17 protein-coding genes and 1 tRNA gene are annotated in these 16,944 nt (G+C 42.5%); 13 read left to right on the forward strand and 5 right to left on the reverse strand.

Annotation, left to right across the window (positions count from 1 at the left end; all coding sequences use genetic code 11):
- Positions 1 to 53 precede the first annotated feature (53 nt).
- A complete protein-coding gene (locus QZX97_RS07260) occupies positions 54 to 1,922 on the forward strand; it encodes an alkaline phosphatase family protein (RefSeq protein WP_295651793.1) in 1,869 nt (622 codons plus the stop codon).
- Here QZX97_RS07260 and QZX97_RS07265 read toward each other — a convergent pair.
- The gene (locus QZX97_RS07265; protein ID WP_295651791.1) at positions 1,919 to 3,379 is read right to left on the reverse strand and encodes a tetratricopeptide repeat protein; all 1,461 of its coding nucleotides are present in this window, start codon (positions 3,377 to 3,379) and stop codon (positions 1,919 to 1,921) included. The two genes, QZX97_RS07260 and QZX97_RS07265, sit on opposite strands and share 4 nt — an antisense overlap.
- A 119-nt stretch (positions 3,380 to 3,498) precedes the next feature.
- On the opposite strand from QZX97_RS07265, the gene QZX97_RS07270 reads away from it, so the two are divergent.
- Entirely contained in the window at positions 3,499 to 3,672 is a 174-nt protein-coding gene (locus QZX97_RS07270) for a hypothetical protein (RefSeq protein WP_295651789.1), read from the forward strand.
- Positions 3,673 to 3,722: 50 nt separating this feature from the next.
- Here QZX97_RS07270 and QZX97_RS07275 read toward each other — a convergent pair whose 3' ends face one another.
- A complete protein-coding gene (locus QZX97_RS07275) occupies positions 3,723 to 4,709 on the reverse strand; it encodes a GDSL-type esterase/lipase family protein (protein WP_295651787.1) in 987 nt (328 codons plus the stop codon).
- Positions 4,710 to 4,874: 165 nt separating this feature from the next.
- On the opposite strand from QZX97_RS07275, the gene QZX97_RS07280 reads away from it, so the two are divergent.
- From QZX97_RS07280 to QZX97_RS07300, 5 genes are all read left to right on the forward strand, one after another.
- Positions 4,875 to 6,248 carry a dipeptidase gene (locus tag QZX97_RS07280; RefSeq protein WP_295651786.1) on the forward strand — a complete coding sequence of 458 codons (1,374 nt, stop codon included), beginning with the start codon at positions 4,875 to 4,877 and terminating at the stop codon, positions 6,246 to 6,248.
- A 106-nt stretch (positions 6,249 to 6,354) separates the two neighbouring features.
- A complete protein-coding gene (locus QZX97_RS07285) occupies positions 6,355 to 7,326 on the forward strand; it encodes a glycosyltransferase family 2 protein (RefSeq protein WP_295651784.1) in 972 nt (323 codons plus the stop codon).
- Positions 7,327 to 7,421: 95 nt separating this feature from the next.
- Positions 7,422 to 8,387, forward strand: a complete 966-nt coding sequence (locus QZX97_RS07290) for a glycosyltransferase (RefSeq protein ID WP_295651782.1) — start codon at positions 7,422 to 7,424, stop codon at positions 8,385 to 8,387.
- Between the two features lie 4 nt (positions 8,388 to 8,391).
- Positions 8,392 to 9,120, forward strand: a complete 729-nt coding sequence (locus tag QZX97_RS07295) for a hypothetical protein (RefSeq protein WP_295651781.1) — start codon at positions 8,392 to 8,394, stop codon at positions 9,118 to 9,120.
- A 2-nt stretch (positions 9,121 to 9,122) separates the two neighbouring features.
- Positions 9,123 to 10,637 carry a GH3 auxin-responsive promoter family protein gene (locus QZX97_RS07300; RefSeq protein ID WP_295664519.1) on the forward strand — a complete coding sequence of 505 codons (1,515 nt, stop codon included), beginning with the start codon at positions 9,123 to 9,125 and terminating at the stop codon, positions 10,635 to 10,637.
- 20 nt (positions 10,638 to 10,657) lie between these two features.
- Here QZX97_RS07300 and QZX97_RS07305 read toward each other — a convergent pair whose 3' ends face one another.
- Positions 10,658 to 11,110, reverse strand: coding sequence for a hypothetical protein (locus QZX97_RS07305; RefSeq protein ID WP_295651777.1), 453 nt, complete (start codon positions 11,108 to 11,110; stop codon positions 10,658 to 10,660).
- A 1-nt stretch (position 11,111) separates the two neighbouring features.
- Complete coding sequence (locus QZX97_RS07310) at positions 11,112 to 11,444, reverse strand: type II toxin-antitoxin system HigB family toxin (RefSeq protein WP_295651775.1); 333 nt, start codon at positions 11,442 to 11,444, stop codon at positions 11,112 to 11,114.
- A 453-nt stretch (positions 11,445 to 11,897) separates the two neighbouring features.
- On the opposite strand from QZX97_RS07310, the gene QZX97_RS07315 reads away from it, so the two are divergent.
- The 4 genes from QZX97_RS07315 (at position 11,898) to QZX97_RS07330 (ending at position 15,141) form a co-directional block, all read left to right on the forward strand.
- Positions 11,898 to 13,094 carry a 1-deoxy-D-xylulose-5-phosphate reductoisomerase gene (locus QZX97_RS07315; RefSeq protein ID WP_295651773.1) on the forward strand — a complete coding sequence of 399 codons (1,197 nt, stop codon included), beginning with the start codon at positions 11,898 to 11,900 and terminating at the stop codon, positions 13,092 to 13,094.
- Positions 13,095 to 13,106: 12 nt separating this feature from the next.
- Entirely contained in the window at positions 13,107 to 14,429 is a 1,323-nt protein-coding gene (gene rseP / locus QZX97_RS07320) for an RIP metalloprotease RseP (RefSeq protein WP_295651771.1), read from the forward strand.
- An 84-nt stretch (positions 14,430 to 14,513) separates the two neighbouring features.
- Positions 14,514 to 15,035: a Fe-S protein assembly co-chaperone HscB gene (gene hscB, locus QZX97_RS07325; protein ID WP_295651769.1), complete on the forward strand. Its 522-nt coding sequence runs from the start codon at positions 14,514 to 14,516 to the stop codon at positions 15,033 to 15,035.
- Positions 15,036 to 15,061: 26 nt separating this feature from the next.
- Positions 15,062 to 15,141 (forward strand) — tRNA-Leu (locus QZX97_RS07330).
- A 135-nt stretch (positions 15,142 to 15,276) separates the two neighbouring features.
- On the opposite strand, the gene QZX97_RS07335 is transcribed toward QZX97_RS07330, so the two are convergent.
- Positions 15,277 to 15,510 carry a helix-turn-helix transcriptional regulator gene (locus tag QZX97_RS07335; protein ID WP_295651767.1) on the reverse strand — a complete coding sequence of 78 codons (234 nt, stop codon included), beginning with the start codon at positions 15,508 to 15,510 and terminating at the stop codon, positions 15,277 to 15,279.
- 116 nt (positions 15,511 to 15,626) lie between these two features.
- Between QZX97_RS07335 and QZX97_RS07340 the strand changes: the two genes are divergently transcribed.
- Complete coding sequence (locus QZX97_RS07340; protein ID WP_295651765.1) at positions 15,627 to 16,178, forward strand: hypothetical protein; 552 nt, start codon at positions 15,627 to 15,629, stop codon at positions 16,176 to 16,178.
- Positions 16,179 to 16,212: 34 nt separating this feature from the next.
- A partial coding sequence (locus QZX97_RS07345; protein ID WP_295651764.1) for a hypothetical protein occupies positions 16,213 to 16,944 on the forward strand: 732 nt, incomplete at its 3' end.

The following is a 16,944-nucleotide window of genomic DNA, read 5'->3' on the forward strand; positions in this document are numbered from 1 at the left end:
ACCAAACAATAAAGGTTCTTTAACGTTGCCTTAAAAAAGTTATTTTTGCCGCGATGTTAAGGAACCTTTTCACTTTACTCCGATTTTTCCTTTTTTGGCTTGCTTTTTTTCTGATAACGAGGATAAGCTTTGAGATATACTTTCGCAACAAACTCAAAATTGCCAACAAGAAAGAGATATTCGAGACGTTTTTTTACGCCTTACGGCTCGATTGTTCGGCTATAGCCTATTTGGCCGTATTGCCTTTAGCGGTTTCTATTTTTGTATGGTTTGTACCTAAAGTCCGCGTTAAAGTTATTTGGTATAAGGCGTACATATGGCTTTGTCTGTTGGTGATATGTTTTTTAACCATCCTCGATTTTAACATCTTCCAGGAATGGGGCACCAAGGTGAACTACCGCGTGTTCGACTCTATTATCCACCAATTTTCCGAATCTATAGCTTCGAGCGGTTCATCGCCAATCGGTTTGTGTATTACCATTGGTGTTGTTTTACTCACTATAGGCATCCTGCTTTCAAACGTCATTATCGATTATCATTATCAGGCGCCTCCGGCCAGCACGGCGGTCAAAGTTATTTCGTCGGCTTTGCTTATCCTGGTTACCTTTTTTATCATGCGTGGGGGTACACAGCCTACACCGGTTAACCAAAGCATGGCCTATTTTTCGAACAAACAGATTTTAAACCAATCGGCCTTAAACACCGAGTGGAACCTGTTCGACAATATTTACCAAAACCTGGGGCCAACAACCAACCCGTATGTTTATATGCAGCCAAAACAAGCGGATAGCTTGCAGCGGTCGTTATATATCACCACTTCCGATTCTACGGTGCATATCCTCAACACTACACGGCCCAATGTGGTGATATTTCAATTGGAAAGTTTTACTGCCGATTTGATATATTCATTAGGCGGCGAGAAAAACGACTGCCCCAATTTTGAGAAATTCATCAAACAAGGGGTATTGTTCGATAGTGTTTACGCAGCCGGCGACCGCACCGATAAGGGTATTGTAGCCATTTTGAGCGGTTTTCCATCGCAGGCAACGCGCACCATAATTACTAACAATACCAAGCAGGAAAAATTACCGGCTATCAGCGCGGTGCTTTTGGATAAAAATTATTCTACCTCATACTTTTATGGCGGCGAAACCGAGTATATGAATTTCAAATCGTACATGCTGACGCATGGGATTGAGCACATTACCGGCATGGACAATTTTCAGCGCAGCCAAATCGACTCAAAATGGGGCGTTAACGACGGTACTTTACTCGATACCCATATCCAATACCTCAATAAGCAAAGCCAACCTTTTTTCTCGCTGATACAAACGCTGACCAACCACGAGCCTTTTGATATGCCGGCGAAGCCGCATTTTCCGGGAGACAGCGTAACCAATAAATTCAGGAGCACCGCCTATTATACCGACTCGTGCCTGAACGCTTACTTTGAGCAAGCAAAGAAGCAACCCTGGTATAAAAACACCTTGTTCATCCTCGTTTCCGACCACGGGCACCGCCTGCCACGTAATACTTCCGAATCGTACGCGCCTGCAAAATATCATATACCCTTGCTGTTTTTTGGCGGAGCCATTAAAGAGCAATACCGGGGAAAACGCATCGACAAATTAGGTTGCCAAACCGATATAGCGGCAACTTTACTTGCTCAATTGAACCTGTCGCATCAACAATTCCGTTATTCAAAGGATTTGTTGAACCCTACCAGTAAACCCTTCGCGTTTTTTGATTGGGACAATGGCTTTGGCTTTATGACACCGCAGCAAGCCATTTCGTTCGATAATTTAGGCAAGGAAGTAATTTACACCAAATACCCTAAAGCCGACAAGGCAGCCAACGAAAAAGCCCTGCTTTATGGCAAGGCTTATCTGCAACAGGTTTTCACCGACTATATGGCTTATTAGTTTTTCCCCGGTTTTACCACCCCTTTGGATGATTCGTGCAACATACCGCTCATATCGATAATATTCTCATCAATATCGGATACGCATTTGTTCATCAGCTTGATACACTCGTCTTTTTCTATCAATCTATCGCGCTCAAGGTTCAATAAGCCTTTCAGCGTAGCTATCGGCCCACGTATCTGGTGCGAAAGGTGCAGCGAGTAATCCGCCAGTTTTTTGTTTTTTACCTGCAGGTCCTTGGTCCGCTCATCTATTATTTCTTCCAGATGGTGGTTTATCTGGTTCAGATTTTCTTTTTGTACCGATATCTGCTCATTCAGCTCAGTGAGGTGCTTGTTTATCTTGGCCTTACGGTTTACGTTGTTCATCAGCAAAAATATAACAACGGCAAGCAGGCAGGCTACAATACTGCTGGCAATAAATAAACGTAGGTTATATTTATTCTGTTCGATGGTGCGGAGGTTTTTCTGGTCCTGATCGTCTTGTTTAGAACGTGCTTCAAGTAATTTCAACCTTACTGATGCATTGTTGCTATAATTGGTACTGTCGGTCTTATAAATCTCAACCAAATTATCCAGCGCCTCTTTATATAGCCCATGCTTTGATAAAGTTTGATAACGAGCAACCTTAAAATCATACTCCAACTGCGTATTTTTTAGCTGATTTGCATAACTTAACCCTTCCTGCCAGTAATAGTCGGCTTTGTCAAACTGGCTTTTTGCTGTATAGATACTGATAAGGGTAAGATCGATACTGGCAACGGTGATATTAAGGTCCTTGGCTTTTGCCTCGGTATTTGCCTTTAATAATAATGCGAGCGCAGTATCTATCTGCCCGAGTTTAGAATAAATAACCCCTTTATCCTGCAAGCATTGTATCGTATAAACCGTATCCTTAGTGTTGGTGAAAATAGCGCTGCTTTTATTGTAATAATCTAATGCCTGTCCCCATTGTTTCAGATTGTTGTAACCGTTACCAATATTAAGATAAATACTTCCAATAAGGCTTTGGTCTTTTATTTTCAGTGCAATTTGTAGGGCATCGTTAAAATACTTGATCGATTGCAAGTCGTCGGTTTCACGATACAGGTTACCAATATTGTTCAATATCCTGGCTACGCCTTTTAAATTATGGTTTTCTTCGTAAATCTTTTTAGCCGTGAGATAAAATTGTATAGCAGAATCGGGCTTATTGGATATATAATAGCCTATACCCAATTCCCGGTTGGCTTCGGCCATTCCCTCAGGGTAATCAAGCTTTGTTGCCAGCGCTAAAGCCTTGGTAGCAAGTTTAATGGTTTGATCGGGGTTAGTTAAACGGCTGGCAAAAGCCTGCCTGTTCATTTTTTTTACTTCATTGGCATCATTGCCAGGCGTACCGCTATCGGCTTTTGCATAAACGGCAACAGATAAACATCCGAAAAAGCAAAGACAAAAGCGTAGAAATTTAATTTTCATTAAATAAAAGTAAGGTATTGAACGGTACTTTAGGTTCGGCTGACGGTAACCCACCAATGTAATTTTTAAAAAATAGTAACGATTTATTCCCCGAAATTCAAATTTTAAAAAGACACATCATGAAAAAGATCATCATACTTGCTATCGCCTTGTTATCAACAGGCATCATATTTGCAGCCATCAATAACAAAAAAGAAGTTGCCAAACCAATTGTAGTAAAAGTCCAAAAAGGCGATTTTGCTACCAAAACTACCGGCAACATCAATTCGGATGCTTTGGCAAGCGCGGATTAATTAATTAGATTTGTTAGTTTGATATTATTGATTGGATTTGGTTACAAAGCCTAAAGCGATTTAACCACAATCATTTTTTTGCTCAGCTGCCGTCCGGCTATCTGCATTACGTAGATATATATGCCCGGTGAAAGGTTTGTGAGGTCCACATCAACCTGGTGATAACCACTGTTGTATGTGTTTTGCGTTATTATTTTTGAATGTGCCCCGGTAATGGTGTATAACTCCATATCAACCGTACCGGCCTGCGTTAAGCTAAACCCAATGGTTGTTTTGGTATTTGCAGGGTTTGGAAAGTTTTGATCGAGCCCGATCACCAAGAGTTTGCTTTCGATGGCATAGTTTATCGAGTCGAACAATACGTAGGCTATAAATTTATCACCAGCTGCGTTGGGGTGCAGTCCATCCGCCTGATAGTATTTCCCAAAGTTATTTCCTAAAGCCGCGTTGATATCGGCCAGATAAATATGGTTTTGAGCAACCAGTTTTTTGTATCCCGCATTTATAGTTGCGATGTATTTGTTTGCGGTTTTATTTACGGCACCTGATGCAGGGTTAACATTTTGTATAGTTCCTATCACCGTAATCATATTATGCTGAGTAGCAATATCGATCATCTTTTGCATATTCTCGAGCGTGGTTTTGATGGCGGTGTTTACCTGGGCTGTTGTAGCCGGTGTTTTGGCCAGCTCGAGTGCATCATTTACCCCCATTAAAATAAACACAAAGCCGGTGCGCCCCTGAATGGCTGCCGCAAAACGCGGCAAACCCTGCGTAGTTGTTTGCCCGGGTATACCGTTGTTGGTAATGGATATTGTTTTGCCTACGTAGCAATATTGAAAGTTTTGTTGCAGATATGGCTGAAAAGAGAAACCATTGATGCCCGCAACAGTACTTGCGCCAAATGTGGTGATATTGATGGTATCCTTAATATAAAATTTAGACGCGGCACTGCAACTCGGGGTTTGTGCAAAACCACGCATTGCCACCATGCAAAGTAAAAATATATTCAGTAAAATTACCCTTCGATAATTCATCAGTTTAAATTAAAACAGCCTAAAACATAGGTACACAAGCAAATATACGACCATAAAATCATATTAGATACATGGCTGCGTAATTAAATTTTCAATTTTAAGTTCTCGATAATGGCCTTAATTCAATAAAAGTTAAATTCTATATTTGCTTTCAAATTTTAACGGATGAATGTTACCAAACAATATATCGACGAGCATAAAGACAGGCTGTTAAACGAGCTTTTCGAGCTGCTCAGGTTCCCATCGGTAAGCGCTGATCCTAAGTACAAGGAATATGTGCTACAAACAGCCGATTTTGTTGCCCAAAAACTAAAGCACGCGGGTGCTGATAAAGTTGAAGTTTGCACCACAGCGGGCTACCCTATTGTTTATGGCGAGAAGATTATTGACCCGGCCTTACCTACCGTGCTCACCTACGGGCATTACGATGTACAGCCGCCCGATCCGCTGGAGTTGTGGAAGTCGCCGCCATTTGAACCTACTGTGCGCGATGGCAAAATATACGCTCGTGGCGCTTGCGACGACAAAGGCCAGTTTTATATGCATGTAAAAGCATTTGAGCTGATGATGCAAACCAATACCTTGCCATGCAATATCAAATTTATGATAGAAGGCGAAGAGGAAGTTGGATCGGACAATCTGGGGATTTTTGTAAAGGCAAACAAAGAAAGGCTAAAAGCCGATGTGGTTTTGATATCCGATACATCGATGATCAGCATGGAGCACCCGTCGCTGGAAACAGGCCTACGTGGACTATCATACCTGGAAGTTGAAGTTGTTGGCCCTAACCGCGACCTGCACTCGGGTGTTTACGGCGGCGCTGTGGCCAACCCCGCGACCATTTTGGCCAAGATGATTGCATCATTACACGATGAGAACAACCATATCAATATTCCTGGCTTTTATGATGACGTGGTCGACCTGACGGCGGAAGAGCGTAAAGCATTGAACGAAGCGCCATATAATGAAGAAGAATATAAAGCCGACCTTGACGTAAAAGAACTTTGGGGCGAAAAAGGCTATACCACACTGGAACGTACAGGCACACGCCCGACGCTCGAAGTGAACGGCATTTGGGGCGGTTACATTGGCGAAGGTGCCAAAACGGTATTGCCATCAAAAGCGAATGCGAAAATATCGATGAGGCTGGTGCCCAACCAACATTCGGACAAGATAAGGGACCTGTTTACCGCGCATTTCACCAAAATAGCCCCGCCCTATGTTAAGGTAAAAGTAACCCCCCACCATGGCGGTGAGCCGGTGGTAACCCCTACCGACAGCGTAGCCTATCGCGCAGCACAAAAAGCTATTGAAGAATCGTTCGGTAAAAAACCGATACCAACCCGTGGCGGCGGCAGCATACCCATTGTGGCCTTGTTTGAAGAAGTGCTGGGCATAAAGACTGTGCTGATGGGTTTTGGCCTTGACAGCGACGCACTGCACTCGCCAAACGAAAAATACGATATTTTTAACTATTACAAAGGCATAGAGACCATACCCTTGTTCCATAAGTATTTTGCGGAGCTGAGCGGTGCGTAGTGAATAGTGAGCCGTGATTGTAAATACCGTTAAATATCATAATTTTACCTCTATACTTGAAGCAAGAAGCTTTATGCTTTCGGCTTTTAGCTTTTAGCTCCAAAAAATGGATATATCTGTTGTAGTGCCTTTATATAACGAAGTGGAATCGTTGCCCGAGCTTACCACATGGATAAGTAAGGTGATGGCCGAAAACCGCTTTACCTACGAAATTATCCTGGTGGATGATGGCAGTAACGACGGCTCGTGGGAAATGATCGGCAAATTAGCCGAAAATAACCCTTTTATCAAGGCCACACGTTTCCGCAGGAATTATGGTAAATCGGCGGCGTTAAACACGGGTTTTGCCAAGGCAGAGGGTAATGTGGTTATTACGATGGATGCTGATTTGCAGGACAGTCCGGAAGAAATACCCGGCCTTTACCGACGCATTACCGAGGACAAATACGACCTGGTATCGGGCTGGAAAGCCAAACGGCACGACCCGCTGAGCAAAACCATCCCAACAAAATTATTCAATAAAGTTACCCGCGGCATGAGCGGCATACATAACCTGCACGATTTTAACTGCGGACTGAAGGCCTATCGTAAAACAGTCATCAAAAACATAGAAGTATATGGCGAAATGCACCGCTATATACCCGTGCTGGCCAAATGGGCAGGTTTTACCAAAATTGGCGAGCAGGTGGTGGAGCATTTTCCGCGCAAGTATGGTAAAACAAAATTTGGTATGAGCCGGTTTATCAATGGCTTTTTGGATTTGCTGTCGATATTTTTTGTGGGAAAATTTGCCAAGCGCCCCATGCACTTTTTTGGCAGCATAGGCGTTTTGAGCTTTTTGACCGGGTTCGTCAGCATAGTATGGATCATATCCGACAAGTTGTACACCATATCTTACAACAACACGCATCCGCACGCTCAACAGGCATATCGCGACGCGACAGAACAGCCCTTGTTTTACATCGCCCTCGCGGCCATTATTATCGGCTTCCAGTTATTTTTAACAGGCTTTGTGTCGGAACTGGTATCGCGCAACGGAACGGACAGGAATAAGTACCAGATTGATGAAACTATTTAAATGTGCAAGTGTGAATGAGTAAATGTGCAAATGACGTTCGTACATCGTAAAATAATTTGCACATTCGCACATCTGCTAATTTGCACATTCAACAAATGTTTTTCTCCATCATTATCCCTTTATACAACCGCCCGCAGGAGATAAAAGAACTGTTGGAAACCCTGACCACCCAAACTTATACCAACTTTGAGGTTTTGGTGATTGAGGATGGTTCGGTGGATGATGCGAAGGATATTGTAGAAAGCTTTGCGGAGCGGTTGGACGTCCATTATTATGTAAAACCCAATGAAGGCCAGGGTTTTGCCCGCAACTATGGTTTTGAGAAGGCCAAAGGCGATTACTTTATCATCTTCGATTCGGATTGCCTCATACCGGCAAATTATCTTGAAAATGTAAACAATTATTTAGCTACGCATTATTTAGATGCTTTTGGCGGGCCCGATGGGGCGCATCCTTCCTTTACGCCCATCCAACGGGCCATCAGCTACAGCATGACCTCGCCTTTTACCACCGGAGGTATACGCGGCAATAAACGGTCCATCGGGCAATTCCATCCGCGCAGTTTTAACATGGGCATATCGCGGCAGGTTTGGGAAAAAACGGGTGGCTTTATCATTACCCGTCTGGGCGAAGACATTGAACTGAGTATACGCACACATACAATGGGTTTTAAAATCGGGCTGATACCCAACGCCATGGTATACCACAAGCGCCGCACCGATTTTTTACGCTTTTATAACCAGATCCACTTTTTCGGGCGGTCGCGCATCAACATCTATAAATTCTTCCCGGCGGAGCTGAAAGCGGTACATTTTTTTCCGGCGATAGTTACTTTGGGGCTGCTGCTTACTATTATACTCAACATAATTAAAAGCCCCGCTGCCGATTTATTCAACTTTTTGTTGGCGGTTTACGTATTGTTGATATTTTTCCATTCGTGGATGAAGAATAAGTCGGCAAAAGTTGCATTTTTGAGTATTATTGCCTCGTTCATACAGCTGACTGCTTACGGACTTGGTTTTATGCAGGATATGTGGAAACGCGTGATAATTAAACAATAGGCATATGTACCACCCATTTACTATAGCAGATACCCTAAAAGCTGCGTGGATCATATTTAAAAGAAACTTTATCACCATTATCGTTTATTCGGTTGTGGCCTTTTTTGTCTTGTTGATATTGGGGATGATTTTGGCGGTGTTGTTTACTGCAGATAATTTTTTTGTTGAACTGATTGTGTGGGCCATTACGCTTTTTGTACAGTCGTATACCACGCTTGGCTTGTACAAACTGATTTTTACCCTGATAGACAGTGAGTTTTACGAGTTTAAAATCACACAGATATTACCCAAATTTACCATGACCATCAGCTTCGCGGTGGTGCAATTGCTATTTGCCACTTTGTTGGAGAGCTATAAGTTTATTTTAGACCATATATTACCTGAAGGTGTAATTATGGATATCGCCATTCTGTTAGGGTCGTTTGGTGTACTTTATATTGTGTTGAGGGGGATGTACTCGCCCTCGTTTATCGTTGATGATGCCTCGGGGCCCATCGAATCGATACGGCAAAGTTTCCAGCTAACCAAAGGGTATTTTATGAGCACGCTGGCCACTTTGGGCATTATTATTTTGCTGATAGCGGTACCGGCAGTATTGTCAAAATACATACTTTGGGCGCCATTGTTCATTATTTTTAGTTATCCGTTTGTCAACATATTTTTGATGGAGGCTTACCGCAAACTGGTGTACAGCCATCAGGATGTTGACGACCTGGATACCGAAACCGTTTAATAATGGGATTTAAGGCTTTTTTGAGTAAACCATTTGCCGCCTGGGCAAATATCGGCATCAATAAGCTCCGCAAAAACGCGGTAGCGCTACAACAAAAAACTTTCGACAAACTGATAGCTGATGCTACCAACACGGCTTTTGGCCGCGAGCATAACTTTCGCGATATCAAGTCGTACTCCACATTTGTTAAAAACGTACCCGTGCGCGACTATGAGGGTCTTCGCCCCTACATCGACCGGGTGGTTGATGGCGAGGCCAATGTGCTTTGGCCGGGCAAACCTGCTTACCTGGCCAAAACATCGGGTACAACATCGGGGGTAAAGTATATCCCCATCAGTAAGCAAAGCATGCCCGAACATATCAAAGCCGCGCGCAATGCACTGCTTTGTTATATCCACCAAACAGGCAAGGCCAATTTTGTGGATGGCAGCATGATATTTTTGCAAGGCAGCCCGATATTGACGGAGAAACATGGCATACAAACCGGCCGACTGTCGGGCATAGTGGCGCACCATGTGCCTGCATACCTGCAAAAAAACCGCAAACCCAGCTATAAAGTGAATTGCATTGACGACTGGGAGCAAAAGGTAGATGCCATTGTTGACGAAACGCTGCACGATGATATGCGCCTCATATCGGGCATACCGCCCTGGTGCCAGATGTATTTCGACCGTTTGTCCGCAAAAGCGGGTGGCAAAAAGATAAAAGATATCTTCCCCAACTTTAAATTGTTTGTGTATGGCGGTGTAAACTATGAACCTTACCGTGGCCGTATTGAAGAAAGCATTGGCTTCGCGATAGATACCATCGAGACATACCCGGCATCCGAAGGGTTTATCGCTTATCAGGACTCGCAAACAGAAAAAGGTTTGCTGCTGATGGCGGATTCGGGCATTTATTATGAGTTTATCCCGGTAGAGGAATATTTTAACGAGAACCCGACGCGGCTGAACCTCGCACAAATTGAACTGGACAAAAACTACGCCCTCATACTCAACACCAATGCCGGGCTATGGGGCTACAGCATTGGCGATACGGTAAAATTCATATCGAAAAACCCCTACAAAATTATGGTGACCGGGCGCATCAAACATTTCATCAGCGCGTTTGGCGAGCATGTGATTGGCGAAGAGGTGGAACATGCCCTGCTGAGCGTAGCCCGGGCCGAAGGTGTGGATATTACCGAGTTTACCGTGGCCCCGCAGGTAAATCCCCCGAAAGGACAGCTACCCTACCACGAGTGGTTCATCGAGTTTGGAACTGCGCCAAAAGATATGACCGCCTTTGCCTTAAAGGTGGACAAGGCTCTGCAACAGAAGAATATCTATTACTTCGACCTGATAGAGGGCAGCATTTTGCAGCCGCTCATTATCCGCAGTCTAAAAAAAGATGCCTTTATCGACTATATGCGCAGCAAAGGCAAATTGGGCGGCCAGAATAAGGTGCCGAGGTTGGCAGACGACAGGAAGATTGCGGATGAGTTGGGGCCTTTTGTCATTGGGACATTGGGTCATTAGGTCATTGGGTCATTGGTTGTTTAATGACCTATTTCCTGTAACTCCTTAGTCGTATTCATCACGCTGGCATTGCGTAAATGGGCGTTAACCGGCGATACCAATTTATACGGCCGATTAAAAGCTTCTTGCCTTACTTTGAAATGAGCCGCCAGTTTGCGTATCACTTCTTTGGATAAGCCTTTTTTATAGTTCAAAATATCGGATACATAGCTTTTGCCAATACCTAATATGCTTACCATATCCTGCGGTTTTAAATGGTGTTCGGCCATAAAAGAGCGCAGCAGGGTTATCGGGTCGGCCTCGTTAAAGGTGTTATGTTCCTCATCGTATTTTTCGATGAGCAGGGTTAAAAGGTCTATTTCATCCTGTAAAGTTTCATTGTTTTCTTCCGTCAACAGGTTTTCCAATTGGGTACAATAGTCATCATATTGGCCCCTGTTTTTGATGATGGTATATTTAATCGCTGTTTCCATACTAATATAAACTAATTATATACTGGTTACCTTGTTTGCATATCTTATCGTATTCGGCATGGGTACCTATCCAACAAACAAAAAGGTGAACCTGCCTTGCACCGAAAACGTATTTACATATCATCCTGTAGTTATTCCCTGCAATATCAAAAACCACACGGCTGCTGCTTTTCCCTAATAAGTCGGCGGTGTTATAGGTATGTTTCATATCACCCGGTTGTTCCCAATCTGCAAACTTTAGCTTTTCAAGCCAATCTTCCAGCGATGTTTTACTTCTTGGATGAACAGCCGCGAAATCTTCCAAAGTTTGCCTTTTGATGAGATGAACTTTCATTTGTTAGACAAATATAGTTAAAATAGTTCACAAAACGTGAACTATTTATTTTTTCTTAAATACCGATAATTTTTCTTATATTGTATGGAAGTTGAAGTGGTTAGCATTTGGGCCACATGCAAAAATGTTCTTTGAAAAATACCCATATTTACCCATATGGTGTGGAGGCCGGAGGCCTAAAAATAGTTAATCACGAGGCAGAGCCTCGCGCCAGCGTTTTTTAAAACACCCATAAATACCCATGCGATCAGCAAAGCGCATGGAGCTAAGCGCAAAGCGTTAAGAAGCAAAAAAATAATTCGCACATAGGCACATTTACTAATTCGCACATTTAAAATACCCCTATTTACCCATAGGCCCAAATTCGAAATCGAACATCCGAAATTCGAAATCAATAATTACCCATGTCTTTTTATTACTTTTGTATCCGTGTAAAGCTATTGTTTATCATACATGCATCCTGAACGTAACGAAGTAAAAAATATAGCTATCCTGGGCTCGACAGGGAGTATTGGTACGCAGGCGCTGCAGGTGATAGGGCAAAACCCAAAATTGTTCAGGGCTTATGTTTTAACGGCCCTTTCCAACGCCGATTTACTGATTGAGCAGGCCATCGCTTTTTTACCCGAGTATGTAATAATCGCCGACGAGATCAAATATCCGCAGGTAAAAGCGGCATTGGCGCATTTACCGGTAAAAGTATTGGCTGGCTATGCAGCGATTTGCGAACTGGTAACCTTGCCCGAAGTAGATACCGTGCTGACGGCATTAGTCGGCTTCGCGGGTTTGGAACCCACTATTGCTGCCATTAAGGCAGGCAAAACTATCGCCCTGGCCAACAAAGAAACATTGGTGGTTGCCGGTGAACTGATTACCGACCTGGCCAAACAACATGGGGTGAAGATACTGCCGGTAGACAGTGAGCATTCCGCTATATTTCAGTGCCTTGCCGGCGAAGAAGGTAACGCGGTGGAGAAGCTCATTATTACCGCATCGGGCGGGCCCTTCCGGGGTAAAAGCAGCGACTTTTTGGCTACCGTAACCCGCGCGCAGGCACTTAACCACCCCAACTGGGTAATGGGCGCCAAAATCACTATCGACTCGGCTTCGCTGATGAACAAGGGTTTGGAAGTGATAGAGGCCAAATGGTTGTTTGATGTAGCTATCGAACAAATCGAGGTGGTGGTACACCCCCAATCCATCATCCACTCCATGGTGCAGTTTGAGGATGGCTCGATAAAAGCGCAAATGGGTTTACCAGATATGCGCCTGCCGATACAGTACGCCCTCGCTTATCCCGAAAGGATAAAAAACAATTTTAAGCGTTTTGATTTTTTAAACTACCCGAACCTGACCTTTGAAAAACCTGATGTAGCGACATTCCGTAATTTAGCTTTGGCTTATGAGGCATTGAACAAAGCGGGCAATATGCCCTGCATCATCAACGCTGCGAATGAGGTTGCGGTTGCCGGATTTTTAAAAGGCGAAGTTGGCTTTTTACACATGAGCGATGTGATTGAGGCCTGCATGCAAAAAATAACTTTCATGCCAAAGCCACAATTGGCCGACTATTTGAATACTGATAAAGAAACACGCATATTAGCGCAAAATTTAATACAACAAATGCCCAAAGCGGCTGTTATAATTTGATAAATAAATAGGATGAGTATAGTGATCATGATAGCCCAATTGTTACTGGGCCTTTCCATTTTAGTGATATTACACGAATTAGGCCACTTTTTGGCCGCTCGCGCGTTTGGTATCAAAGTAGAAAAGTTTTACCTGTTTTTTGATGCTTGGAACTTTAGTTTGGTTAAGTTTAACTATAAAGGTGTTGAATACGGTATAGGATGGTTGCCTTTGGGTGGTTATGTTAAAATTGCCGGTATGATAGACGAGTCGATGGATACAGAGCAGATGGAAGGCCCGGCGCAGCCATGGGAGTTCCGCTCCAAACCGGCCTGGCAACGTTTAATAGTAATGCTGGCGGGTATATTTGTCAACATCTGCCTGGGTATCTTCATCTTTTGGATGATGACCATAAAATATGGTGAAAGTTACATTCCTAATGATGCTTTGAAATATGGTATCGCACCCGGTAAAATAGGCGTTAAAATAGGTTTGAAAGCAGGCGACAAGATTACCGAGGTAAACGGCAAACCGCTGGTGAAGTTTGACGACTTGCTCAGCTCGAAAGTATTGATGGACCACACGGTTTTAACTGTGGACAGGAATGGGCAAACCCTCCAAGTACCTATACCGCCTACCATTTTAAACGACCTTTCGGACCTGACCATTAAAGAATTTATCGTGCCAAGGGCCAAATTTGCTATTGACGAGGTTACGCCAAACAGCAATGCCGCAAAAGCGCATTTGCAAAAAGGCGACAGCATTGTGGCGGTAAATAAGCAACCTGTTGTTTTTTACGACCAACTGCAAACACTGGTGCAAGCCAATAAGAATAAAATTGTCGACCTATCGGTTAAGCGTGCAGGCCAGCCATTGGATATTAACGCGCAGGTTGGGCCAGATGGCACTATCGGCTTTTTAGCCGCGTTAGATTTGCCGACCGAACACAAAGAAAGCTTTGGTGTAGTAGGATCGTTGCCTGTTGGGGCATCGCGCGCATGGACCAATTTTTCGGACAATGCCAAAGGTTTAGGCAAGGTATTTAAAGGCGAAGTAAAGGCCAACAAAGCTTTTGCGGGCCCTGTGGCCATTGCCAATATGTTTGGCGGCATATTCGACTGGCCAAGATTTTGGAGCCTGGTAGGCCTGTTATCGATGGCCCTGGCGTTGATGAACCTGTTGCCTATCCCTGTTTTGGATGGCGGGCATGCTATGTTCCTCATTATCGAAATGATAAAGGGCAAACCGTTGAGCGATAAATTTATGGAGCGTGCCCAGTTGGTAGGTTTTGTGATACTCATCAGCCTGATGGTGTTTGTTTACGGCAACGACATTTTGAAGCACGTGATAAAATAATGATTGAATGATTGGGTGATTGAATGATTGATTAGGTTATCGGTACATTCTATCATTCAGTCAATCAATAAATCAATCATTGAAATGAACTACTTTGAGTTTTACGGATTACCGGAATCGTTCAGTATCGACGAGGCTGCGCTGAAGAAGAAGTTCTACGCGTTAAGCAAGGAATATCATCCCGATTTTTATGCCAATGAGGATGAGGCCAAACAGCAGGAAATACTGGAGCTTTCTACCATCAACAACAAGGCCTACAACGTGCTGAGCAATGCCAATAAGCGCATGGAATACGTGCTGCAACAGCATAATTTGCTTGCCGAAGGTGATAAATACCAGCTTGCACCCAATTTTTTAATGGAAATGATGGAGATAAACGAGGCGCTGATGGAAGTGGAAGATGCGGAGCAGTTGGAGGTTATCAAAACCCAAATGGCTGATACTGAAAGTGAACTGAACAGCGAACTTGCCGCGTTAACGTCACGGTATACCGAAAGTGCCGAAAACGGCAAACAAAGCATACTGGAGGCCATCAGGGATATTTACTACAGACAAAAATATCTGTTGCGAATTAAAGATACTTTGAATACATTTGCAGCCCGCTAATAAACAAACCGACGTTTGTTTAGCATGCCCAGCTGGCGGAATTGGTAGACGCGCTGGTCTCAAACACCTGTGGGAAACCGTGCCGGTTCGACTCCGGCGCTGGGTACATAAAACCGCTTTAGATGTTATTCTAAGGCGGTTTTTTTATTCATACATACAGTATAACATACACTATTTTTGACCATTGGCATAATTTGCCACTCAAAGTTGTTTCATCCTCCAAATTTATTCGGTTAAAATATTATGGATTAAAAAAATCTGTTACATCGACTTTCAATGTATCGGCCAAAAGATAAAGGGTTGAAATTCTTAAATCAACCTTGCCGTTTTCAATTCGGTAAATTTGAGATTTTTCAATTTCTGCGAGTGTGGCTAATTGCTGCATAGACAAGTTTTTATCATTGCGTAACTTTTTTAAAGCCGCTCCAATATTTGTTGCTATTAGTTTTTTATCAACCACGCCCAAATGTGGCATTGTTGAATAAAATTATTGTGAGCCTATAAGCCTACGTTTTGAAATGAATTATTTAAGTTTGAAGTAGGTTACAATAAAATTTGTTTAAACACAAAAGCCTTAACCCAAACCACGCAATGAAAAACCTTATCTATTTGGCAGCTCTATGCCTAATCATGTTTTCCTGTAAGCACAATAAATGCGATTGTCCTATAGGTGTAATTGGTGAATCCGGAGCCGCATATTTAGATATAAACAGAGATACTTCTGAAGTCAGTTGTAAGATTTATCAAAATGTAAATGCTTACCTAAAAGACAATCTAAAGGATTATTTAAGCTATCAACCGATTAGTTTCGCTGAATTCTATCCGGTCAAATCCGACACAGCTAATAATATAGCCAATTACTTAACAGACCATCATTATTTTGATGATAGTGTTAAAGTAAAGACACCCAAATTAGATAGTTTATGGAAACTTTATTCAACATTTAAACCAATTGGATATACGATAAAACATAAATATAGGGCAAAAAATGGGTTTGGCGCTTATGGATTAAGTGTAGAGGAATTTAGAATGGACACATTGTTTAATATCTTATATGTAAAACAATCATCCTATCTAAATGATGATTTTAATTCAATAAAATCGAGATATGAAGAATTAAAAGCCAACGGAGAAATAAAATAGACCTATCAATTTCAACACTAAAAACCGCTAAAAAATGAAAAATCTTATCGCTATTTTATTGGCGTTCTTGTATTTCAATGCCAATGCTCAAGACTATGGCAAAAATGTTCGTGATTACTCTCCATACGGAATAGATTACCCAATGCTAAGTCTTAAAATGCAATTATTATCGCATCATGGGTATGCTACCCAAATAACATATTTTGATTTGAATTTCGTAGATCAACGAATGCAAGATTTTATGAGAAACGAATTGGGTATGTCAATTGTGGGTTTTCCAAAGTTCTCCAAAACAAATGGCTATCAAACATTAGAAGTTGGTTATGTAAAAAACGGCGTTTATGTAGGCAATAATAAAATAAGACATCTTTATTTCAAATACACATTGTTTGAAAATAGGAGCAAAAGGTCAATGATTAAATCATTAAAAATATACGGGAGTTCGGTAGATGTTATTGATTTTTACGTAAGGTATTGGCCGACAGCAATTAATTTTGACCAATCAAAAAGTAAGATTGCATTTAATTATCTATTGCAGGACAAAGCGACAATTTCTTGTAGCACAACCGATGGTTCGTGGTCTATATTGGTTGAAAATACTACTATACATGATGTAAACGAATTTTATGTCAAAAGAACGCTCGACAAGGCCATCGTCAAAGCAAGGATCGTTACCAAACAACGGCCTAGATTACTTTCAGATAACGGGTCCTGTTATATTGCCACAGAGCTTAGGGAATACCTGAAAAAAAACTACAATATGGAT

The sequence above is a fragment of the uncultured Mucilaginibacter sp. genome, assembly GCF_903893715.1.
Taxonomy (GTDB): domain Bacteria; phylum Bacteroidota; class Bacteroidia; order Sphingobacteriales; family Sphingobacteriaceae; genus Mucilaginibacter.